Origin of the sequence: Flavobacterium sp. RHBU_24 (assembly GCF_046613695.1) — a bacterium.
Taxonomy (GTDB): domain Bacteria; phylum Bacteroidota; class Bacteroidia; order Flavobacteriales; family Flavobacteriaceae; genus Flavobacterium.
In genome coordinates this window covers 214,037-237,681 of sequence record NZ_JBKJHD010000005.1, presented here as the reverse complement: position 1 = coordinate 237,681, position 23,645 = coordinate 214,037, and the positions used below count along the sequence as shown (strand labels likewise).

The following is a 23,645-nucleotide window of genomic DNA, read 5'->3' as shown; positions in this document are numbered from 1 at the left end:
CGTTCTATCACCCTCTACAATTTTTAATCCGGCGTGTACCGGAGCTTTGGAAAGCATTACTACAACTTCTTATGCAGGTATGTATAGCGTTGTAAGCCTTGCCGCAAACACAAACTATACCTTTTCAAGTTCGGTAACTACCGATTATATCACCATAACAAACAGTACAGGTACTACCGTGCTGGTTTCGGGCACTACGCCCTTGGTTTGGAACACAGGCGAGAACAGTGGCCTCCTGCGTTATTACATACACACTAATTCGTCTTGCGGCACCCAAAATGTCAACAGGACAAAATACATACAATGCGGCAGTAGCTGTAACCCGCCAACGGCTGTAACCGCAACAGCAACCACCACTTCAACTGCAGCACTTTCATGGGCGGCACCTACGTCTGGCATACCATCAGGTTACCAGTATGCTGTAACCACATCTGCCACACCACCCGCTTCAGGAACAGCTACCACGTCAACCTCTGTGCCGTCATATCCGGTAACAGCGGGCACAACATATTACTTGCATGTAAGGAGTAATTGTTCTGGCACTTATAGCAACTGGGCTACATCACAACCTTTTTCCAGCTGGGTACCGGGTGAGCTTTGCGAAGATGCCATTGATCTTGCTACACTTACCAGCCCTTACACCAGTACAACAGTAGGTACCGCAAATAATTATTCGAGCGCGCTTTGCCCTAACAACGGATTTAGCTCAGGACCAGACTTATATTACTATATAACGGTTCCTGTGGGTGCTACTATCGCTATTACCCAGGTAAGTAACAATTATGATTCTATGGTTAGCGTGGGTTATGGTGCCTGCCCGGGCAGTACTACGATAACCTGCTTCAATGACCCTGATGAGCAAACGGTTACCTGGACTAACAATACAGGGATTGTAAGGAACGTTTACTGGGTACAGGATGGCTACAACAATCAATCAGGCTCATTTACACTATCTTGGACGCTTACACCGGCATGCACTACCCCTGCCCCTATAGCTTCCGCGCAAAGCTTTGCTTCAGGGGCTACTGTGGCAAATTTAACAGCAACAGGCACTGCCCTTAAATGGTATACTACCGCAACCGGAGGCACCGCCTTAGCATCAACTACAGTGCTTGCCACCGGTATCTACTACGTGTCGCAAACGCTAAACGGATGCGAAGGCTCCCGTACGGCAGTAAACGTTACTATCACAGCTTCGTCTATATTATACGTTAAGCAGGGCAGCACCGGAAACGGAACCAGCTGGACAAATGCAATGGGCCAATTGGCCGATGCTCTTAAATCAGCAGCGCAAAATCCTGGTATTGTTACCCAGATATGGGTAGCAGGAGGAGTTTATAAACCAAAATTCAGGCTTGATGACCTTAATAGTACAAGCCTTACAGACAGGGATAATACATTCAAGCTGGTAGATAACGTTAAAGTTTATGGCGGTTTTGCAGGAAATGAAGGTGCTTTATCAGAACGTAACCTTAGCCTTACGGCCAATGCAAGTATACTTAGTGGTGACTTTTCTAACAACGACACATACAACAGTTTAGGAATATGTACTGGTGGTAATTCAGAAAACGCATACCATGTTGTTTGTTTGCGTTCTAGTACAGCAGAAACACTTGAAACTGTATTAGATGGTTTCACTATTAAAGGAGGAAATGCGAATGGAGGTGTATCCGTTATATTTGTATCCCAGAAACAGGGTGGCGGCATCCATTCTAATGGATTGGCCACTTTTAAAAACCTGATTATAACAGGTAATGCTTCCTCGGAAGGTGGTGGAGGTGTATATAGTACATTTAACAATAGCATATTTGATAATTTATCCATAATTGGAAATGCAACATTTGGAAGTGGAACTTTAAGCGAGGGCGGAGGTATTGATATTGTATTTGATTCGCCTATATTGAAAAATTGTATAATAAAAAATAATACGGCGGAGATAGGCGGCGGATTAAATTCTTCTCATACAAGTGCCACAATTATAAACACGCTCATAACAAATAATACTGCCTCAATGAACGGTGGAGGTGTTTTTAATCTTAACTCCGGTGGTTCAACAAGCTATTTTAATACAGATATCATAAATAATACCGCAACATTTTTTGGCGGCGGGACTTATGTTATCTATGACGCTTCTCAATATACCAATTGTATTGTATACAACAACACTTCATCGTCATCAACACTTCAAAGCCAGAATTCTTATGGCAGCGCGACATTTACTTATTCGATAGTGCAGGGGCTTAGTCCGCTTAACAATGGAAATTCTAATGTAGATCCCGGTTTTACAAATGCCACCAACGGCGACTATACCTTACTGGCTACCAGCCCTGCTATTAATGCAGGTACTAACACTCCATATACGGCGGGCCAAATACCAGGCCTTATAGGTATAACTACTGACCTGGCCGGAAACCCGCGCTTTTATAATGCAGGCACGATTGACATAGGCGCTTACGAACACCAGGGTGCCTCGTGCAACACCCCTGCACCAGCGGCTTCAGCACAGTCATTCTGTAACAGTGCGACGGTTGCAAACTTAACCGCGACAGGCACCGGCCTTAAATGGTATGCTGCTTTAACAGGTGGCATTCAACTTGCCGGAACTGCGGCTTTAGCAAATGGAACGTATTATGTATCTCAAACGCTAAACGGCTGCGAAAGTACCCGTACGGCAGTAGCGGTTACGATAACTACAACAACAGCGCCAACAGCTTCAGCCCAATCGTTTTGTAACATTGCAACTGTTGCTAACCTTGTTGCAACAGGCACTGCCCTAAAATGGTACGCTGCTTTAACCGGCGGTTCACAGCTTGCAGGAACCACGGCTTTAGCCACCGGAAACTACTACGTATCTCAAACGCTAAATGGCTGCGAAAGTACACGTACGGCTGTAGCGGTAACTGTAAATGTAACAACCGCACCAACCGCTTCTGCTCAAACCTTCTGTAACAGTGCTACTGTAGCTGACCTTGTTGCAACAGGCACAGGTCTTAAATGGTACGCTGCCTTAACCGGCGGTGCACAACTTGCAGGAACCACGGCTTTAGCAACAGGAACCTATTATGTTTCACAAACGCTAAACGGCTGTGAAAGTACACGTACGGCGGTTTCGGTAACTGTAAATGTAACTACAGCACCAACAGCTTCAGCACAATCGTTCTGTAATAGCGCTACCGTTGCTAACCTTGTTGCAACAGGTACATCACTTAAATGGTACGCTGCCTTAACCGGAGGTGCACAACTTGCAGGAACGACGGCTTTAGCAACCGGAACATATTATGTTTCTCAAACGCTAAATGGCTGCGAAAGTACCCGTACGGCAGTTGCAGTTACTATAAATGTTACTACACCTCCAACGGCATCTGCACAAACGTTCTGTAACAGCGCAACTGTTGCTAACCTTGTTGCAACAGGCACTGCCCTAAAATGGTACGCTGCTTCAACAGGTGGCACTCAACTTGCAGGAACTACGGCTTTAGCAACCGGAACCTATTATGTATCACAAACGCTAAATGGCTGCGAAAGTACCCGTACGGCAGTTGCAGTTACGATAACTACAACAGCAGCACCAACGGCTTCAGCACAATCTTTCTGTAATAGTGCTACTGTAGCGAATTTAACCGCAACAGGCGCCTCATTAAAATGGTATGCTGCCTTAACGGGCGGTACACAACTTGCAGGAACCACGGCTTTAGCAACCGGAACCTATTATGTTTCACAAACGCTAAACGGCTGCGAAAGTACCCGTACGGCAGTAGCTGTAACGATAAATGTTACAGCCGCGCCAACGGCATCAGCCCAATCGTTCTGTAATAGTGCAACCGTAGCAAATTTAACAGCCACGGGCACCGGCCTTAAATGGTACGCTGCTTTAACCGGCGGTACACAACTTGCAGGAACAACGGCTTTAGCAACCGGAACGTATTATGTTTCACAAACGCTAAATGGCTGCGAAAGTACACGTACGGCAGTAGCGGTTACGATAACTACAACAGCTGCACCAACAGCTTCAGCACAATCGTTCTGCAACAGTGCTACTGTAGCAAATTTAACCGCAACAGGCACCGGCCTTAAATGGTATGCTGCTTTAACCGGCGGTACACAACTTGCAGGAACAACTGCTTTAGCAACCGGAACCTATTATGTTTCACAAACGCTCAACAACTGCGAGAGTACACGTACGGCAGTAGCGGTTACGATAACTACAACAGCTGCACCAACAGCTTCAGCACAATCGTTCTGCAACAGTGCTACTGTAGCGAATTTAACCGCAACAGGCACCTCACTTAAATGGTACGCTGCTTTAACCGGAGGTGCACAACTTGCAGGAACAACCACTTTAGCCACCGGAAACTATTACGTATCTCAAACACTAAATGGCTGCGAGAGTACACGTACTGCTGTGGAGGTAACCATAACTACAACAGCTGCACCAACCGCTTCAGCACAATCGTTCTGTAATAGTGCTACGGTAGCTGACCTTACTGCTGCCGGAACTGGTTTACAATGGTATGCTGCTTTAACAGGTGGCATTCAACTTGCCGGAACTGCGGCTTTAGCAAATGGAACGTATTATGTATCTCAAACGCTAAACGGCTGCGAAGGCCCCAGAACAGCGGTTGCAGTAACGATAAACGTTACCCCGATACCATCTGCACCTGACCAGGTATTTTGTAACAGCGCCACGGTTGCCAACTTAACCGCGACAGGAACGGCACTTAAATGGTATGCCAACCTGACCGGTGGTGCACAACTTGCCGGAACCACGGCTTTAGCCACTGGGACCTATTATGTTTCACAAACGCTCAATAGCTGTGAAAGTACCCGTACCGCAGTAGCTGTAACGATAACTACAACAGCTGCACCAACGGCTTCTGCACAGACGTTCTGTAACAGTGCTACTGTAGCGAATTTAACCGCAACAGGTACTGCGCTTAAATGGTACGCTGCTTTAACCGGCGGTTCACAACTTGCAGGAACCACGGCTTTAGCCACTGGGACCTATTATGTATCACAAACGCTAAACGGCTGCGAAAGTACACGTACCGCAGTAGCTGTAACAATAAACGTAACAGCCGCACCAACCGCTTCAGCACAATCATTCTGTAACAGTGCTACTGTAGCGAATTTAACTGCAACAGGTACTGCCCTAAAATGGTACGCTGCTTCAACAGTTGGCACTCAACTTGCAGGAACCACGGCTTTAGCAACCGGAACCTATTATGTTTCACAAACGCTCAATAGCTGTGAAAGTACACGTACCGCAGTAGCTGTAACGATAACTACAACAGCTGCACCAACGGCTTCTGCACAGACGTTCTGTAACAGTGCTACTGTAGCGAATTTAACTGCAACAGGTACTGCCCTAAAATGGTACGCTGCCTTAACCGGAGGTGCACAACTTGCAGGAACTACGGCTTTAGCCACTGGAACGTATTATGTTTCACAAACATTAAATAACTGCGAGAGTACACGTACGGCAGTTGCAGTTACTATAAACGTAACGGCGGCCCCAACGACTTCAGCCCAAACCTTCTGCAACAGTACTACGGTTGCCGAGCTTGTTGCAACAGGCACCTCACTAAAATGGTATGCCAACCTGACCGGTGGTACACAGCTTGCAGGAACCACGGCTTTAGCCACTGGAACCTACTACGTATCTCAAACGCTCAACAGCTGCGAAAGTACACGTACTGCTGTGGCGGTAACCATAACTACAACAGCTGCACCAACCGCTTCAGCACAATCGTTCTGCAACAGTGCTACTGTAGCGAATTTAACCGCAACAGGCACTGCCCTAAAATGGTACGCTGCTTCAACAGGTGGCACTCAACTTGCAGGAACCACGGCTTTAGCAACCGGAACCTATTATGTTTCACAAACGCTCAATAGCTGTGAAAGTACACGTACCGCAGTAGCTGTAACGATAACTACAACAGCTGCACCAACGGCTTCTGCACAGACGTTCTGTAACAGTGCTACTGTAGCGAATTTAACCGCAACAGGCACCTCACTTAAATGGTATGCTGCTTTAACAGGTGGCACTCAACTTGCAGGAACCACGGCTTTAGCAACCGGAACCTATTATGTTTCACAAACGCTCAATAGCTGTGAAAGTACCCGTACAGCGGTTTCGGTTACTATAAATGTTACGGCAGCTCCAACGGCTTCCGCCCAATCGTTCTGTAACAGTGCCACGGTAGCGAATTTAACCGCAACAGGTACGGGACTTAAATGGTATGCTGCTTTAACCGGCGGTACACAACTTGCAGGAACCACCGCGCTTGCCACCGGCACATATTACGTATCACAAACGCTAAATGGCTGCGAAAGTACTCGTACGGCTGTGGCGGTAACGATAACTACAACTGCTGCACCAACGGCTTCCGCACAATCGTTCTGTAACAGTGCTACCGTTGCCAACCTTGTAGCCACAGGCATATCACTAAAATGGTATGCTGCCTTAACCGGCGGTGCACAGCTTGCAGGAACCACCGCGCTTGCCACCGGCACATATTACGTATCACAAACGCTAAATGGCTGCGAAAGTACTCGTACGGCTGTGGCGGTTACGATAACTACAACTGCTGCACCAACGGCTTCCGCACAATCGTTCTGTAACAGTGCTACCGTTGCCAACCTTGTAGCCACAGGCATATCACTAAAATGGTATGCTGCCTTAACCGGCGGTGCACAGCTTGCAGGAACCACCGCGCTTGCCACCGGCACATATTACGTATCACAAACGCTAAATGGCTGCGAAAGTACTCGTACGGCTGTGGCGGTTACGATAACTACAACAGCAGCGCCAACGGCTTCAGCCCAATCGTTCTGTAACAGCGCTACCGTTGCCAACCTTGTAGCCACAGGCATATCACTTAAATGGTATGCTGCCTTAACGGGCGGTGCACAACTTGCAGTAAACACGGCTTTAGCTACTGGCACCTATTATGTTTCACAAACGCTCAACAGCTGCGAGAGTACACGTACAGCAGTTGCAGTTACGATAACTACAACAGCAGCGCCAACAGCTTCAGCCCAATCGTTCTGTAATAGCGCTACGGTTGCCAACCTTATTGCTACAGGCACTGCCCTAAAATGGTACGCTGCTTTAGCCGGAGGTACACAACTTGCAGGAACAACTGCTTTAGCCACTGGCACATACTATGTATCACAAACGTTAAATGGCTGCGAAAGTACCCGTACTGCTGTGGAGGTAACCATAACTACAACAGCTGCACCAACCGCTACAGCCCAATCGTTCTGCAACAGTGCAACGGTAGCTGACCTTGTTGCGACAGGAACATCAATTCAGTGGTATGCCGCTGCAACGGGTGGTACTGCATTAACGGCTTCAACAGAACTTGCTACCGGCACGTATTATGTGTCGCAAACCATAAGCGGCTGCGAAAGTACCAGGACATCTGTGGCAGTAACTATAAATGTTACTTCAGCGCCAACAGCTTCAGCGCAAACGTTCTGTAACAGTGCAACCGTAGCAAACTTAACCGCAATAGGTACATCACCTAAATGGTATGCCAACCTGACCGGCGGTATACAACTTGCAGGAACAACTGCTTTAGCCACTGGCACATATTATGTATCACAAACGCTAAATGGCTGCGAGAGTACACGTACAGCAGTAGCAGTTACGATAACTGCAACAGCTGCACCAACCGCTTCAGCACAATCGTTCTGTAACAGTGCGACGGTAGCGAATTTAACCGCAACAGGCACCTCACTTAAATGGTATGCCAACCTGACCGGTGGCACTCAACTTGCAGGAACCACGGCTTTAGCCACCGGAACCTATTATGTTTCACAAACAATAAACGGCTGCGAAAGTACACGTACGGCAGTAGCAGTAACGATAAACGTAACGGCTGCGCCGACAGCATCAGCCCAATCGTTCTGTAACAGCGCCACCGTAGCGAATTTAACCGCAACAGGTACTGCGCTTAATTGGTACACTGCTGCAACGGGTGGTACTGCATTAGCAACTACTACCGCGCTTACAACCGGAAACTACTACGTATCTCAAACGCTCAACAACTGCGAAAGTACACGTACCGCAGTAGCTGTAACAATAAACGTAACAGCCGCACCAACCGCTTCAGCACAATCGTTTTGTAATAGTGCAACCGTAGCAAATTTAACAGCCACGGGCACCGGCCTTAAATGGTACGCTGCTTTAACCGGAGGTGCACAACTTGCAGGAACCACGGCTTTAGCTACTGGCACATATTATGTTTCACAAACGCTAAATGGCTGCGAGAGTACACGTACGGCTGTGGCAGTAACTGTAAACGTAACTGCTGCACCAACCGCTTCAGCCCAAACCTTCTGCAACAGTACTACGGTTGCCGAGCTTGTTGCAACTGGGGCAGGCCTACAGTGGTATGCTGACCTTACTGGTGGTACTGCCTTAACGGCTTCAACAACACTAGCAACCGGTACATATTATGTATCGCAAACCATAGCAGGTTGTGAAAGTACCCGTACGGCGGTTTCGGTTACTATAAACGTAACTGCTACACCAACGGCTTCAGCCCAAACCTTCTGCAACAGTGCTACGGTTGCTAACCTTGTTGCAACAGGCACCTCACTAAAATGGTATGCCAACCTGACCGGTGGTACACAACTTGCAGGAACCACGGCTTTAGCAACCGGAACGTATTATGTGTCACAAACGCTCAACAACTGCGAAAGTACCCGTACGGCGGTTTCGGTTACTATAAACGTAACAGCCGCACCAACCGCTTCAGCCCAAACCTTCTGCAACAGTGCTACGGTTGCCGAGCTTGTTGCAACGGGGGCAGGCCTACAGTGGTATGCTGACCTTACGGATGGTACTGCACTAACGGCTTCAACCGCGCTTGCAACCGGCACGTATTATGTGTCACAAACCATAAGCGGCTGCGAAAGTACCCGTACGGCAGTAGCGGTTACTATAAATGCTACGGCAGCTCCAGCGGCTTCCGCCCAATCGTTCTGTAACAGTGCTACGGTAGCTGATCTTACTGCTACCGGAACTGGTTTACAGTGGTATGCTGACCTGACAGGTGGTACTGCATTATCTGCTTCAACCGCGCTTGCAACCGGTACGTATTACGTATCTCAAACGCTAAACGGCTGCGAAAGTACCAGGACATCTGTGTCAGTAACTGTAAACGTAACAACAGCACCAACAGCTTCAGCACAATCGTTCTGTAATAGTGCTACGATTGCTGAGCTTGTCGCAACGGGGGCAGGCCTACAGTGGTATGCTGACCTTACGGGTGGTACTGCACTAACGGCTTCAACAGAACTTGCCACCGGTACGTATTACGTATCTCAAACGCTAAACGGCTGTGAAAGTACACGTACGGCGGTTTCGGTAACTGTAAATGTAACTACAGCGCCAACGGCTTCTGCTCAAACCTTCTGTAACAGTGCTACGGTTGCCGAGCTTGTTTCAACTGGGGCAGGCCTACAGTGGTATGCTGACCTTACGGATGGTACTGCACTAACGGCTTCAACAGAACTTGCTACCGGTACGTATTACGTATCTCAAACGCTAAACGGCTGCGAAAGTACCAGGACATCTGTGTCAGTAACTGTAAACGTAACAACAGCGCCAGCGGCTTCAGCACAAACATTCTGTAACAGTGCTACGGTAGCTGATCTTACTGCTACCGGAACTGGTTTACAGTGGTATGCTGACCTGACAGGTGGTACTGCATTATCTGCTTCAACAGAACTTGCTACCGGTACGTATTATGTGTCACAAACCATAAACGGCTGCGAGAGTACCCGTACGGCAGTTGCAGTTACTATAAATATTACTACACCTCCAACCGCTTCAGCACAAACCTTCTGTAACAGTGCTACGGTTGCCGAGCTTGTTGCAACGGGGGCAGGCCTACAGTGGTATGATAACCTGACAGGTGGTAGTGCATTATCTACTTCAACAGAACTTGCTACCGGTACGTATTACGTATCTCAAACGCTAAACGGCTGCGAAAGTACCCGTACGGCAGTAGCGGTTACTATAAATGTTACGGCAGCTCCAGCGGCTTCCGCACAAACATTCTGCAACAGTGCTACGGTAGCTGATCTTACTGCTACCGGAACTGGTTTACAGTGGTATGCTGACCTGACAGGTGGTACTGCATTATCTGCTTCAACCGCGCTTGCTACCGGCACGTATTATGTGTCACAAACCATAGCAGGCTGCGAAAGTACCCGTACGGCAGTTGCAATTACTATAAATGTTACGGCAGCTCCAGCGGCTTCCGCACAATCATTCTGTAATAGTGCTACGGTAGCCGAGCTTATTGCAACAGGGACAGGCCTGCAATGGTATGCTGACCTTACGAGTGGCACTGCCTTAACGGCTTCAACAGAACTTACTACCGGTACGTATTATGTTTCGCAAACCATAAACGGCTGCGAGAGTACCCGTACGGCAGTTGCAGTTACTATAAATATTACTACACCTCCAACCGCTTCAGCACAAACCTTCTGTAACAGTGCTACGGTTGCCGAGCTTGTTGCAACGGGGGCAGGCCTACAGTGGTATGATAACCTGACAGGTGGTAGTGCATTATCTACTTCAACAGAACTTGCTACCGGTACGTATTACGTATCTCAAACGCTAAACGGCTGCGAAAGTACCCGTACGGCAGTAGCGGTTACTATAAATGTTACGGCAGCTCCAGCGGCTTCCGCACAAACATTCTGCAACAGTGCTACGGTAGCTGATCTTACTGCTACCGGAACTGGTTTACAGTGGTATGCTGACCTGACAGGTGGTACTGCATTATCTGCTTCAACCGCGCTTGCTACCGGCACGTATTATGTGTCACAAACCATAGCAGGCTGCGAAAGTACCCGTACGGCAGTTGCAGTTACTATAAATGTTACGGCAGCTCCAGCGGCTTCCGCACAATCATTCTGTAATAGTGCTACGGTAGCCGAGCTTATTGCAACAGGGACAGGCCTGCAATGGTATGCTGACCTTACGAGTGGCACTGCCTTAACGGCTTCAACAGAACTTACTACCGGTACGTATTATGTTTCGCAAACCATAAACGGCTGCGAAAGTACCCGTACAGCAGTGGATATTGTTGTTAATGTAGTTAGCGCGCCTCAGGGTGCCGCAATACAACAAATTGCAGCCCCTGCAACTATTGACGACATTATTGCCACCGGAACAGATATACAGTGGTATGCCTCTTTAGACGACCTGGCAAACGGCAATGCGCTTGCCGCAGGCACCCCAGTTGTTGCAGGCACTACTTATTATGGCACGCAAACTGTTGACGGTTGTGAGTCGGGCTATCTTGCGGTAACCATATCAGAAATACTTAAAGCAGGAGAAGTACGCGATATTACATTCAGCTACTTCCCTAACCCGGTAAAAGATAACCTTACTATTGTTTCTTCTGTGATAATCGATTCGGTAAGTGTATATACTATACTGGGCCAAAAAGTAGCAGATGATCAATGGCATGCAACCAGTGGCTCTGTAAATATGCAGGCACTGCAGGAAGGCAGTTATGTAATATATGTAAATGCCAACGGAGCTTCAAAAAGCTTTGTTATCCTTAAAGGGAAGTAATTAAAAACATCCTTTTACCAATACAAAAAGAGGGAGTCTCAAAACTATGAGATTCCCTCTTTTGTTTTTTTATTTAACAGAAATCATCAGAAATAAAGCAAGTATCTATTCAAAAATGGCTACTATTCCAACTTGGCTGCAAAATCATCAAAATTTGAGTTTTGATACAGCCTCTTTTTTGTATACTCTTCAATAAGCAGAAAGGCAAAATATGATAAACTATACACTATCTACGTAAGAAAGTGGAACAATCCGCACGTGTTTTAAATATTGGGCACAGCAGGGCCAATTAATCACCCAGAAGAGGGCAATAAACGCACTTTATATAGTAAACTTAAAGGTATATGGATAGATTTATCTCAACTATATTAAACTGTACAGGTTCAGATTCAAAGCCTTCCTGGTTTTTATTATCAAGGAGTAAAGTATAAGCTTTACCCATAAGGTAATTTAAATGTCTGACCTATGTTTGACCCATAAAATAGAAAAAGCCCTTACATTTCTGTAAAGGCTTTTCTTTCAATGCTCCCCCTCTTGGGCTCGAACCAAGGACCCTCTGATTAACAGTCAGATGCTCTAACCAGCTGAGCTAAGGAGGAAACTGTATATTGTTTCTATAATCTGGTTTATCGTGTGTTTTTAAGAACTTCAGGCAGCAAATCAGTCGCCTTTATTGCGGTGCAAATATATAACGATTTTTAAATTCCGCAAACAATTTTTTTAAATTTATGAAAAGAATTTTTTCTCTACAAGTATCCACACATCCTTGCCTATAACCAATACCATGAGGCTTAGTAAAATAACCATACCTACCGTTTGTACAACGCCTGCGGCTTTATCGCTAAGTTTTTTGCCTGTTATCATCTCTGCTATGGTAAATATGGCGTGGCCGCCGTCAAGCCCGGGTATGGGCAGCAGGTTCATAAAGGCCAGCGCTACCGAAAAGAACGCTGTAAACTTCCAGAAAAACTCCCAGTCCCATGTAGTAGGCAGTTTGCTGGCTATGCCCACCACGCTCGATACCTGCTTGTAGGCACCTGTGCTGGGGCGCAGTATGAGCTTAAATTGTTTTATAGAATATACCAGTTGTGTATACGACTCATCCATGGCGGCGGGTATAGCGCCAAAAAAGCTGTAATGGTCAGTAACAAAATATTCTTTTGCAACGGGCAGCTTATTCTGGATGCCTATAACGCCGGTAGAATCAACGCCCGTAACGATGTTTAAGGGCTGGCTGCCGCGCTTTACATTAAGTGTTATTGTCCCCTTTTTGTTTTTAAAAGCTTCTTCACTAACCTGACCCCTGTAGTGCAGTGGCATGCCTTGAACACCTGTAATGCTGTCGCCTACTTTAAGGCCGGATTTTGCGGCCAGGCCTTCCGGCGAAATGCTGTCTACTACAATAGTATTAACCATGGGATGGATAAAATCACGGCCCTCTTTTTCAAGTATATCGTGCAGGCTTTTATCATCCAGGTGCAGTTTTACTTCTTTGCCATCACGCAGCACAGTTATTTCATCGCCCAGCAATACGTCCATCTGCATACGGTTAAAACTTGGCTGATATTTACCGTCCACATTCAGTATCTTGTCGCCGTCTTTAAACCCCGCTTTTTTACCTACAGACCCAAAGGCAAGGCCGTTTTCCTGCACGGCGGCGGTAGAAAGGTATTCGTTGCCATAGGTGGCATACACCATGGTAAAAATAAACCACGCAAGCAGTATGTTTACAATAATACCGCCCAGCATAATGATAAGCCTTTGCCAAGCCGGCTTAGAGCGGAATTCCCACGGCTGTGGTTCGGTTTTCATGGCTTCAGTATCCATGCTTTCGTCTATCATGCCACTCAGTTTTACATAGCCGCCCAGCGGCAGCCAGCCAATGCCCCATTCGGTTTCGCCTATTTTCTTTTTTATAAGAGAGAAGCCAGCATCCATAAAGAGGTAGAATTTCTCTACACGTACCTTAAACATCTTTGCGGTTATATAGTGCCCAAATTCATGCAGAATTACAAGTATCGAAAGCATTAAAACCAGCTGGGCAATCTGAATCAGTGTATCCATTTTTTGTTTTAAATTCTATTATCAAACGCACAAAAATAGTGTTTTCTGATTTACAAAGTAGGAATTTATTAACCGAAACCCCTATTTAAAAGTTTGTTAATAATGACCAGTGCATTTTATAATTAGCCATTGTAGGGTAACTTTACAATGCCTAACTTTATTTCATGTAAGATATTTCGTTAAAGAACACATTTATAAAACGTCGATAACCCATACAACTATATGTCACAATTATTTTCAATACTGCAACTACGCAGCCTTATCCTTAAAAACCGCATAGTGGTTTCGCCCATGTGCCAGTATTCCGCTACCGATGGCTTTGCTACTAACTGGCACCTGGTGCACCTTGGCGCACGTGCCATTGGCGGTGCCGCGCTAATTATTCAGGAAGCCACGGCTGTATCGGCGGAAGGCAGGATTTCCCCGGGCGACCTGGGCATTTGGGATGATGCCCATACCGAAAAACTCAAAGAGATAACCACTTTTATAATGCAGCATAACGCCATGCCCGGTATACAGCTGGCACACGCGGGCCGCAAGGCAAGCTGCGCGGCGCCCTGGCAGGGAGGGGCAAAACTAACGCTGGATGAAGGTGGCTGGCATACAGTAGCGCCAAGCCCCATACGGTTTAACGACCATGAGGAATTTCCCCCCGTTGAGCTTGACAAAGAGGGCATCGCTAAGGTAGTGGCCGATTTTAAAGCCGCAGCCAAACGCGCACACGATGCCTGTTATAAAGTAATAGAACTACACGCCGCGCACGGTTACCTGCTTCACCAGTTCCTTTCTCCGTTGTGCAATGAGCGTACCGATGAATATGGCGGTAACTTTGAAAATCGCACGCGCCTGCTGCTTGAAGTGCTGGAAGCCGTGCAAAGCGAATGGCCGTCTGACCTGCCCATATTTGTACGCATATCAGGTACTGACTGGGCACAGGGAGGCTGGGATGTGGATGAAGCGGTAGAACTGGCAAAAATATTGAAGCAAAAAGGTGTAGACCTTATCGACTGCTCTTCGGGCGGGGCAGTGCACTGGCAGGACATCCCTGTAAAACCGGGTTACCAGGTGCCTATTGCCGAAAGAATAAAGGCTGAAGCACACTTACTAACCGGGGCCGTAGGCCTGATAACCGAATCGCATCAGGCCGAAGAGATTATTGCCTCGGGCAAAGCCGACCTGGTGCTATTTGCGCGTGAATCACTTCGTGATCCTAACCTCGCACTGCGCTTTGCACACGAACTGGGTGCCGAAACGATTTGGCCAAAACAGTACGACCGCGCCCAGTGGAGGAAAAAGTAGTTTTGTTCAGTGTTCAGTCGCAGTTTGCAGTAGCTTAACTTACACTAATTAGTCCGAGTGAAGCTGCTCCCCTCTCCTTCGGAGAGGGGCTGGGGGGTTGAGGACTTTATCCGAGTGAAGCTATTCCCCTCTTGAGGGGTGGCTGAAAGCCGGGGTGGTTAAACTCCCCAAAACAAAACCAATAACAAACTTTGTGAAACTTAGCGCCTCCTTTGCGGCACTTTGCGAAACAAAACAAGCATACCATGAAAAAAATAAAAACAGCATTATTATCCTACGGCATGTCCGGAAAGATATTCCACGCACCCTTTTTAACGCTTCACCCCGGCTTTGCGCTTACAGGTTCATGGGAGCGCAGCAAACGCCTCATACACGACGATTATCCCGAGGTTAAAAGTTACGCTTCGTTAGAAGAGGTATTAGCCGATGATGTGGAGCTTGTAGTGGTAAATACACCCATAGATACCCATTTTGAGTACGCCAAAAAAGCCCTTGAAGCAGGCAAGCATATTATTGTAGAGAAAGCCTTCACTTCAAACGCCGCCGAGGCCGAGGCACTTGATGCATTGGCTAAAGCCAAAGGCCTGACCCTTACCGTATACCAAAACCGCAGGTGGGACAGCGACTTTAAAACCGTAAAAAGCGTTATTGAATCGGGCGAGCTGGGCGATATTATAGAGGCCTCCATAAGGTTTGACCGGTATAACCCTAACCTTAGCCCAAAGGCATGGAAGGAGGGCAACAACACAGGCGCTGGCGTGCTTAAAGACCTGGGCCCGCACATTATTGACCAGGCCATTCATCTTTTCGGTTACCCGCAAGCTGTGTTTGCCGACATCCGCACGCTGCGTGAAGGTTCGCTGGTGGATGATAATATTGAGATACTGCTCTATTACCCGGATAAGCGCGTAAACCTGCACAGCGGGTTTTTTAACCGGGAGCAGTTGCCCGGCTTTGTGATACAAGGCCGTAACGGCAGTTTTTTTAAAGCCCGTGCCGATGTACAGGAAGATGTAATGAAAACCGGGGCAAAGCCCAACCTTACCGACTGGGGCACCGAACCGGAAGATAAGTCGGGGTTGCTGCATACTGAAATTAACGGCGAAGTGGTGCGCAAGACCATCCCCACATTGCAGGGCAATTACTACGACTTGTTTGACGGCGTATACAAAGCCATTACCGAAGGCGCCACCGAACCGGTTACGGCAGAGGATGGCGCACGTGTAATGAAAATTATCGACGCGGCTATTGAAAGCAACGCGCAGAGAAAGGTCGTTAAACTGTAAAATTAACGAAAAATGGAAATAGCAATAAGCATATTAGTTACCGTTATTATCCTGTTTCACCTGTATGTGGTGTGGCTGGAAATGTTTGCCTGGGAAACGCGCGGGCCAAAGGTGTTCCGCAATATCCCACCGGAAATGTTTCCCAAGACAAAGGCGCTCGCGGCAAACCAGGGCTTGTACAATGGCTTTCTTGCTGCCGGGCTTATCTGGTCGTTCTTTATACAGGATGCTGTGTGGCACACTAATGTACTGCTGTTCTTTTTAGGGTGCGTGGCCGTTGCCGGTATTTTTGGCGCCATTACCGCTTCTAAAAAAATATTTTATGTTCAGGCACTGCCTGCGCTCATAACTATAGCCCTGGTACTTGTGGGGCTACAATTACATTAATTCATGGAAAAAAGACAATTAGGAAGTTCCGACCTGCATGTGTACCCCATCACTTTTGGGGGCAATGTTTTTGGCTGGACCATCGACCAGAAAACTTCGTTTGAAATACTTGACGCCTTTACCGGTGCGGGCTTCAACTTTATAGATACCGCCGATGTTTATTCACGCTGGGCGCCGGAAAACAAGGGCGGTGAAAGCGAAACCATCATTGGCAAATGGCTGAAACAAAATGGTAACCGCGACAATGTGATTATTGCCACAAAAGTAGGCAGCGATATGGGTTCCGGGAAAACCCTGAAAAAGAAATACATACTACAGGCGGTTGAAGATTCGCTTAAAAGGCTAAAGACCGACTATATCGACCTGTACCAAACACATTTTGACGACGAAGGTACACCGGTGGAAGAAACCCTAGAGGCTTACCAGCAATTGATTGCTGATGGCAAGGTGCGTTATATTGGTGCCAGCAATATGTCGCCCGAACGGTTACGGGAATCGCTGGATGCCGCTGCCGAAAAAGGCCTACCGCGCTACGAAACCTTTCAGCCGCATTATAACCTTTTGGAACGCGAAAAATTTGAGAACGGGCTGGAGCCGCTCTGCCTGGGTAACGGCCTGGGTGTAATTCCGTACTTCTCGCTTGCCAGCGGCTTCCTTACCGGGAAGTACCGCACCAAAGCCGACCTTGGGAAAAGCGTGCGCGGCGGCGATATGGACAAGCATTTTAATGAACACGGCCTTAAAATACTGGCAGTGCTGGATGAAGTTTCAAAACAGCTAAATACAACCCCTGCTACCGTAGCATTGGCCTGGCTGATACATCGCCCAAGCATTACCGCGCCCATTGTTAGCGCCACCAGCCTTAAGCAACTGGACGCCATAATTAAAGCCCCCGACCTGGAAATGACGGCCCACGAAATAGAGCTGCTTACACAGGAAAGCGCTTTTTAAGTCGAAAGGGAGAAAGTCATAAAGTCGGAGGTGCGATGTCCGAAGTCCGATGATTGTAACGGACTGCGCGTTATAACGTCACGCTGGGTTGTCGAAGCGCGGCTTAATAACTAAAAAATCCGTGGAAATCCGCTTCATCCGAGTTCCATTCTTTCGATGTTAAGACTTTTACCCTTTCGACTTAATATTTAACTTAGCCGGATAAAACATTTATTTTGAAAACCACCGACTACCAACAACTGCTGCAAGGCCACGAACAGGAATACCAGAAACTGCAAAAGCAGTACAACCTCATCGGTACCGTGCGGCTGGCGCTGGTGTCTGTTATTGCCCTGCTGGTATACCTTGCGATTAAGCAGGGCGACAGCTTTTACTGGGTAAGCGTTGCAGTGCTGTGCGCTGCGTTTGGATTTGTCTATAAAAAGCACCAGCAGGTACTGCGCCGCCGTAACCTGCTGCGGCAGCTCATACGGGTTAACAAAGATGAGATCGATTACCTCAACCGCACTAGAATTCCATTTGATGACGGCAAGGAGTTTGTAAACCCACAGCACCCTTATACCTACGACCTTGATATCTTTGGGCCGCGGTCGCTTTTTCACCAGCTTAACCGCACGTATACGTTTATTGGTAAAAACAGTTTTGCGAAACTGCTGGGCGGGCTGCTGCCCAATGAAGAAATTTTGCGTAACCAGCAGGCCGTAGCCGAATTAAAATACAAGGTAGCCTGGCGGCAACAAATTGCTGCTGTGGCCCGGGGCAAGCAGGATAGCCTGAAGAATTACATGAAGCTAATGGACTGGGCCACATCGCCGGTGCAGGAGCTACCAATCTTGGCAAGAATATTGTCTTATGCGGGCCCCGTTTTATTTATTGGCGCGTGCTTATATTCGCTAATTACAGGCAGTTACCACAATGCAGTTATCTGGCTGTTTTTGTTTAATATCGGGCAGGCTTTTTCGCACTTCAAAAAAATAAAGGCCATTGTTGTCTTTTCAGATGAAATTGACGAGATCCTTAAAAACTACAGCGACATACTGCAAAGCATAGAGCAGGAAAAATTTACGTCGGAGAAGAACCTGGCATTTCAACGGCGTGTTGCAGGGGCAGGTAAGGAGATCAGTACGCTATCGGGCCTGTTTGCCAACCTTAACAATACGGCAAACCCCCTTGGGGCCATGCTGGTAAATGGGGTGAGCATGTTCCACATACACATACTGCACCGCCTGTACACCTGGAAAGCACAGCACGCTACTGCCATAAAGCAGTGGCTGGATGTACTCGGAGAATTTGAAGCGCTTAACAGCCTGGCTAATTATGCCGCGAACAACACAGGCTTTACCTTCCCCAAAATAAATACTGAAAAGCAGCTACGCTTTACAGCACTGGGCCATCCCCTAATCCCGGAAACAGTACGGGTGTGTAATGATATTTCGTTTGCACAACAACCCTTCCGCATCCTTACCGGTAGTAATATGTCCGGCAAGAGTACCTTTTTGCGCACGCTGGGCATTAATATGGTGCTGGCGGGTACAGGCGCCCCGGTTTGCGCTACGGAAGCCAGTATACATCCGCTGCCTGTTTTGGTATCGATGCGCCAAAGCGATTCCCTTGCCGACAGCGAGTCCTATTTCTTTGCGGAGGTAAAGCGCCTTAAGCAGATTATCATTGCGTTGCAGGGGCAGCCGTCGTTTGTATTGCTCGACGAAATTTTAAAGGGCACAAATTCAGACGACAAGCAATCAGGCACTATTGGCGTTATCAAAAAGATCATTGCCCAAAACGGCATTGGGGTTATTGCCACGCATGATATAGAGGTATGCTACACGAGTAACGACTATCCGGATTACCTGAAGAACCAGTGCTTTGAGGTGCAGATAACCCATGACGAACTGGTGTTTGATTATACCCTCCGCGACGGCATTTGCCAAAACAAGAGCGCTACCTTCCTGATGAAGAAAATGGAGATCATCTCATAGAATACAAAATTAAAATACAACTATGAAAAAACTAATGTTTATCCTTTTGCCCTTGCATCGCTGTTTTCCGCGAAGGCGCAGACTGAGGAGCCACGCGCTCTGGGCCTGATGCTGGAGGATTATCCGTATCCGTTTCCTGTAAGCACTAAAGAGTTCGACATTCAGGGGCAAAAGCTCACCATGGCCTATATGGACGTGAAGCCGGCCAACCCAAACGGTAAAACCATTATGCTGCTGCACGGCAAAAATTTTAGCGGCGCCTACTGGGAACAAACCGCAACCGACCTCAGCAACGACGGTTACCGGGTGATAATTCCCGATCAGATAGGCTTTGGCAAAAGCAGCAAGCCTATAGATATTCAGTATAGTTTCCAGCTGCTGGCGCAAAATACCAAGGCAATTTTAGACGAACTGAAAATTACAAAACTCACGGTGATGGGCCACAGCATGGGTGGTATGTTGGCTACACGCTTTGCGCTGATGTACCCGGCAATGGTTGAAAAACTGGTGCTCGAAAACCCGATAGGGCTGGAGGACTGGAAGCTCTGGGTGCCCTACCAAAGCGTAGACGACTGGTATGCGGGCGAACTGAAGCAGGATTTTGAGAAGCTGAAAATGTATCAGGTTACCTCATATTACCACAACACCTGGCGTAATGAATATAATAAATGGCTGTACATTCCGGCGGGATGGACGATGAACAAGGAAATTTACCCTGCCATAGCTAAGAATGCGGCGCTTACCTATGATATGATTTTTACACAGCCGGTGTGTTATGAGTTCAAGAACCTGAAGATGCCGGTGCTGCTCATCATAGGGCAGCTTGACCGCACCGCCCTTGGCAAAGCCAAAGCCCCGGTAGAAATACAGAATAAACTGGGCAACTACCCGATGCTCGGTAAAGAAACCGCTAAGAAAATACCCAATGCCAAACTGGTTAAGATTGAAGGCGTGGGCCACCTGCCGCATATCGAGGCGTATAAAGAATTTATTGCACCGTTGAAGGAATTTTTGAAAGGGTAAGGTTTTTTTACCACAAGGCCCACAAGGAATTTTCCACAAAGGCCACAAAGCTGTGCCTGAAATTAGGAGACTCATAGTCCACAAAGCTTTGTGCCTCTTTACCGTAGGCGGTTCAACATTGTGGCCTTTGTTCCTCCCTTGTGAACCTTGTGGTAAAATTAATTATAGTCAGAACATTTATTATATGCAATTTCTACAGGCTTGAAAACAAATCCCTAAATTAGGGAAGGAATTGTAACTTTGTACGTATGGATACCGAAATAAATTTCTCCCGAAAGGTACGCAAGCCGCTTAAAGCTTACAAAGAGGCCAAGCAAAGCTACCTGAATCGCACACGCCTTGCCGTGTCGCTGTTCTACTTTTCCATGGGGCTTACGTTTGCCACCTGGGTAAGCCGTATACCCGATATACAAACAGCGCTGCACCTTAGCAAAGGCGAACTGGGTACGGTACTGTTTTCAATTCCGTGCGGGCAGCTGCTCATGATGCCTTTTTCGGGCAAAATAGTTGTAAAATACGGCAGCCGGAAAACAGTTATCCTGGGGGTTATAATATATATACTTGCCATGGCCACGCTGGGGCTGGCTACACAAACGTGGCATCTTATGCTGTCACTGTTCTTTTTTGGAGTCTCCGGTAATTTTACTAACATATCGGTAAATACACAGGGAATATTAACAGAGGGCATCTTCCGCAGGCCCATAATGTCGTCGTTTCACGGCGCGTGGAGTTTTGCGGGTTTTACGGGCGCACTTATAGGGCTTTTAATGAAAGGCATAAATATTACGCCTGTTATACACTTTGCCACCGTGGCCGTTTTGTTGTATGGCATAATAGTGCTCAACTATAAGTATCTGGTTAAGACCAAACCTGCATCCCCAAAAAAACAGGAGGCAGAAAGCAAGCGCAGCCTGCTGCCCAAACTAAACCCGGCACTGGCATGGCTGGGTGTTATAGGCTTTTGCAGCATGGTAAGCGAAGGCATAATGTTTGACTGGAGCGGCATTTATTTTAAAGATGTGGTACAGGGCGGCAAAGCGCTCGAAGGCCTGGGTTACACCTCGTTTATGCTTATGATGGCATCAGGGCGTTTTTTAGGCGATAAAGTCACAGTGCGCTATGGCCGCAAACTGGTGCTGCAGGTTAGCGGGGTACTCATATCGGTAGGGATGTATATAGCGGTGCTCTTTCCGTACATGATTCCGTCGGCTGTCGGTTTTATGCTGGTAGGCCTGGGGGTAAGTACGGTAGTACCGGGCGTGTATACCCTTGCGGGCCGCACCCCGGGCATAGAGCCCAGCCAGGCGCTTACGGCGGTATCGAGCATCAGCTTTTTAGGGTTTTTACTAGGCCCTCCCGTTATAGGCTACATTGCTGATGCCATAGGCCTGCAATACTCCTTCGCCATTATCGGGGTGTTTGGAGTAGGGATTGCCTTTTTAGTGAATAAAGTGAAGAATATCGAGTAAACAGTGTTCAGGGGTAGTAGGCAGAAAAGGGAACACAGATGAAACTGATTAAAGGATAGTCACAGATTTTTTCAGAATCTGTTTAAATCTGTCAAATCTATGTCATCTGTGTTCCAATCAAATTAACGAATTAACAGACTATAAATAACAAATAAATGGAATACAGAAAAATAGGAAATACCGACTTAGAGTTATCAGTAATAACCTTTGGCGCATGGGCTGCCGGGGGATGGATGTGGGGCGGCACCGAACGCAGCGAGGCGGTAGAGGCTATCCGCAAATCGTATGATGAAGGTGTGACGAGCATTGATACTGCACCCATTTACGGTATGGGCGATAGCGAAGAGATTGTTGCTGAGGCGATAGCGCCATACAGCCGGGATAAGGTACAGCTGGTTACCAAGTTTGGAATGCGGTGGGATCTGGCCAAAGGCGACCTGGCCATGAAGAGCAAAAACAACCAGGGCGAGGACATCGACATTTATAAATATGCCGGGCGCGAAAGCATCATTAAGGAATGTGAAGACAGCCTGCGCAGGCTGAAGACCGACTATATCGACCTGTACCAGATACACTGGCCGGATAGTACCACCCCCATGCAGGAAACCTTTGAAACCGTAGCCGAATTGATTAAGCAGGGCAAGGTGCGCTATGCAGGGGTATGTAACTATACCGCCGCACAGGTAGCCGAAGCCGGTAAGTATGTAGATATAATAAGCGACCAGGTGCCTTATAGTATGGTAAAGCGCGATATAGAAAAGGAACTAGTGCCTTACACATTAGAAAAAGTAAAAAGCATACTGGCCTACAGCCCGCTGGAGCGTGGGCTGCTTACCGGCAAGATGAAGCCGGGACACAAATTTGAAGAAGGCGACCACCGTGCTAACGTTTATTTTTATAAAGACGAAAACCTGAAGCGTGTTAACGAAGTGCTGGACAAATTACGCCCCATGGCTGCCGAAAAAAACGCCACGCTTTCGCAACTGGTACTGCGCTGGACGATAGAGCAGCCGGGTATTACCATTGCCCTTGCCGGTGCCCGCAATGCCGAACAAAGCGTAGCCAATGCAAAAGCTGTAAATGTAAAGCTAAGCAAAGATGAGATTGCATTTATCAATACCCAGCTTGCGGGGCTGGAGCTGGTAAAGTAATTTTATATTGATTATTTTATATTTTTTATATAGCCCCGTGGTAGAAATGCTGCGGGGTTTAATTTAAAAAAGTAACCTCCGTGTATCTCTGCGCCTCCTCTGTGCACCTCTGTGAAATTTCCTACCTCAACAACGAAAAAAACAAAAACACCAGCACTACCACAATAAGCAGTGCCGCCCTAATGGTATACATTCGGCTGTTACGCGAAGGGTCTTTTGCCCACAAGTGTTTCCTGCTGTGTTTTATGTAGAACAGCAGCATTAGGAAAAAGACAATAATAACAATTATCCCTATTTTGTTTTGCATAGAAGGCAAAGGTACATACTTAATATTATGCATTTCATTTTGCATATTTTAGTTTTTTTGTTAATGCCCTGCATTTTTAACGGCTGTATACTCGATAGCTGTTGCAAATCAGCAAAAAATATCCGTT

General features: G+C 47.3%; 11 protein-coding genes and 1 tRNA gene. 9 read left to right on the top strand and 3 right to left on the bottom strand.

The genetic code is table 11. The annotated features are described in order from the left end of the window. The first annotated feature begins 46 nt into the window (after nt 1–46). Nucleotides 47–11,602 carry a T9SS type A sorting domain-containing protein gene (locus tag ACLI09_RS07800; RefSeq protein ID WP_411419038.1) on the top strand — a complete coding sequence of 3,852 codons (11,556 nt, stop codon included), beginning with the start codon at nt 47–49 and terminating at the stop codon, nt 11,600–11,602. A 525-nt stretch (nt 11,603–12,127) separates the two neighbouring features. On the opposite strand, the gene ACLI09_RS07795 is transcribed toward ACLI09_RS07800, so the two are convergent. Then, nucleotides 12,128–12,201 (bottom strand) — tRNA-Asn (locus tag ACLI09_RS07795). 127 nt (nt 12,202–12,328) lie between these two features. Then, entirely contained in the window at nt 12,329–13,666 is a 1,338-nt protein-coding gene (gene rseP, locus ACLI09_RS07790) for an RIP metalloprotease RseP (protein ID WP_411419037.1), read from the bottom strand. A 222-nt stretch (nt 13,667–13,888) separates the two neighbouring features. Here rseP and ACLI09_RS07785 point away from each other — a divergent pair, with 222 nt between their 5' ends. From ACLI09_RS07785 to ACLI09_RS07750, 8 genes are all read left to right on the top strand, one after another. Then, nucleotides 13,889–14,965: an NADH:flavin oxidoreductase/NADH oxidase gene (locus ACLI09_RS07785; RefSeq protein ID WP_411419036.1), complete on the top strand. Its 1,077-nt coding sequence runs from the start codon at nt 13,889–13,891 to the stop codon at nt 14,963–14,965. Between the two features lie 245 nt (nt 14,966–15,210). Next, a complete protein-coding gene (locus tag ACLI09_RS07780; protein WP_411419035.1) occupies nt 15,211–16,251 on the top strand; it encodes a Gfo/Idh/MocA family oxidoreductase in 1,041 nt (346 codons plus the stop codon). A 12-nt stretch (nt 16,252–16,263) separates the two neighbouring features. Continuing rightward, the gene (locus tag ACLI09_RS07775) at nt 16,264–16,638 is read left to right on the top strand and encodes a DUF1304 domain-containing protein (RefSeq protein WP_411419034.1); all 375 of its coding nucleotides are present in this window, start codon (nt 16,264–16,266) and stop codon (nt 16,636–16,638) included. A 3-nt stretch (nt 16,639–16,641) separates the two neighbouring features. Next, the gene (locus ACLI09_RS07770; protein WP_411419033.1) at nt 16,642–17,589 is read left to right on the top strand and encodes an aldo/keto reductase; all 948 of its coding nucleotides are present in this window, start codon (nt 16,642–16,644) and stop codon (nt 17,587–17,589) included. 215 nt (nt 17,590–17,804) lie between these two features. Beyond that, nucleotides 17,805–19,568 carry a MutS-related protein gene (locus tag ACLI09_RS07765; protein WP_411419032.1) on the top strand — a complete coding sequence of 588 codons (1,764 nt, stop codon included), beginning with the start codon at nt 17,805–17,807 and terminating at the stop codon, nt 19,566–19,568. Nucleotides 19,569–19,676: 108 nt separating this feature from the next. Beyond that, on the top strand, nt 19,677–20,591 hold the full coding sequence (locus tag ACLI09_RS07760; protein ID WP_411419031.1) for an alpha/beta fold hydrolase: 915 nt from the start codon (nt 19,677–19,679) through the stop codon (nt 20,589–20,591). 248 nt (nt 20,592–20,839) lie between these two features. Beyond that, nucleotides 20,840–22,060 (top strand): MFS transporter, encoded by a 1,221-nt coding sequence (locus tag ACLI09_RS07755; RefSeq protein ID WP_411419030.1) that lies wholly within the window; start codon nt 20,840–20,842, stop codon nt 22,058–22,060. 155 nt (nt 22,061–22,215) lie between these two features. Beyond that, entirely contained in the window at nt 22,216–23,211 is a 996-nt protein-coding gene (locus tag ACLI09_RS07750) for an aldo/keto reductase (protein ID WP_411419029.1), read from the top strand. Nucleotides 23,212–23,332: 121 nt separating this feature from the next. Here the strand turns inward: ACLI09_RS07750 and ACLI09_RS07745 are convergent, their stop codons facing one another. Next, nucleotides 23,333–23,563 (bottom strand): hypothetical protein, encoded by a 231-nt coding sequence (locus ACLI09_RS07745; RefSeq protein WP_411419028.1) that lies wholly within the window; start codon nt 23,561–23,563, stop codon nt 23,333–23,335. Between the last annotated feature and the right edge of the window lie 82 nt (nt 23,564–23,645).

Excerpts from the sequence above, each read along its gene's own strand:
- rseP (WP_411419037.1), bottom strand. The coding sequence starts at position 13,666 with ATGGATACACTGATTCAGATTGCCCAGCTGGTTTTAATGCTTTCGATA.
- ACLI09_RS07785 (WP_411419036.1), top strand. The coding sequence starts at position 13,889 with ATGTCACAATTATTTTCAATACTGCAACTACGCAGCCTTATCCTTAAA.
- ACLI09_RS07780 (WP_411419035.1), top strand. The coding sequence starts at position 15,211 with ATGAAAAAAATAAAAACAGCATTATTATCCTACGGCATGTCCGGAAAG.
- ACLI09_RS07775 (WP_411419034.1), top strand. The coding sequence starts at position 16,264 with ATGGAAATAGCAATAAGCATATTAGTTACCGTTATTATCCTGTTTCAC.
- ACLI09_RS07770 (WP_411419033.1), top strand. The coding sequence starts at position 16,642 with ATGGAAAAAAGACAATTAGGAAGTTCCGACCTGCATGTGTACCCCATC.
- ACLI09_RS07760 (WP_411419031.1), top strand. The coding sequence starts at position 19,677 with ATGCTGGAGGATTATCCGTATCCGTTTCCTGTAAGCACTAAAGAGTTC.
- ACLI09_RS07755 (WP_411419030.1), top strand. The coding sequence starts at position 20,840 with ATGGATACCGAAATAAATTTCTCCCGAAAGGTACGCAAGCCGCTTAAA.
- ACLI09_RS07750 (WP_411419029.1), top strand. The coding sequence starts at position 22,216 with ATGGAATACAGAAAAATAGGAAATACCGACTTAGAGTTATCAGTAATA.
- ACLI09_RS07745 (WP_411419028.1), bottom strand. The coding sequence starts at position 23,563 with ATGCAAAATGAAATGCATAATATTAAGTATGTACCTTTGCCTTCTATG.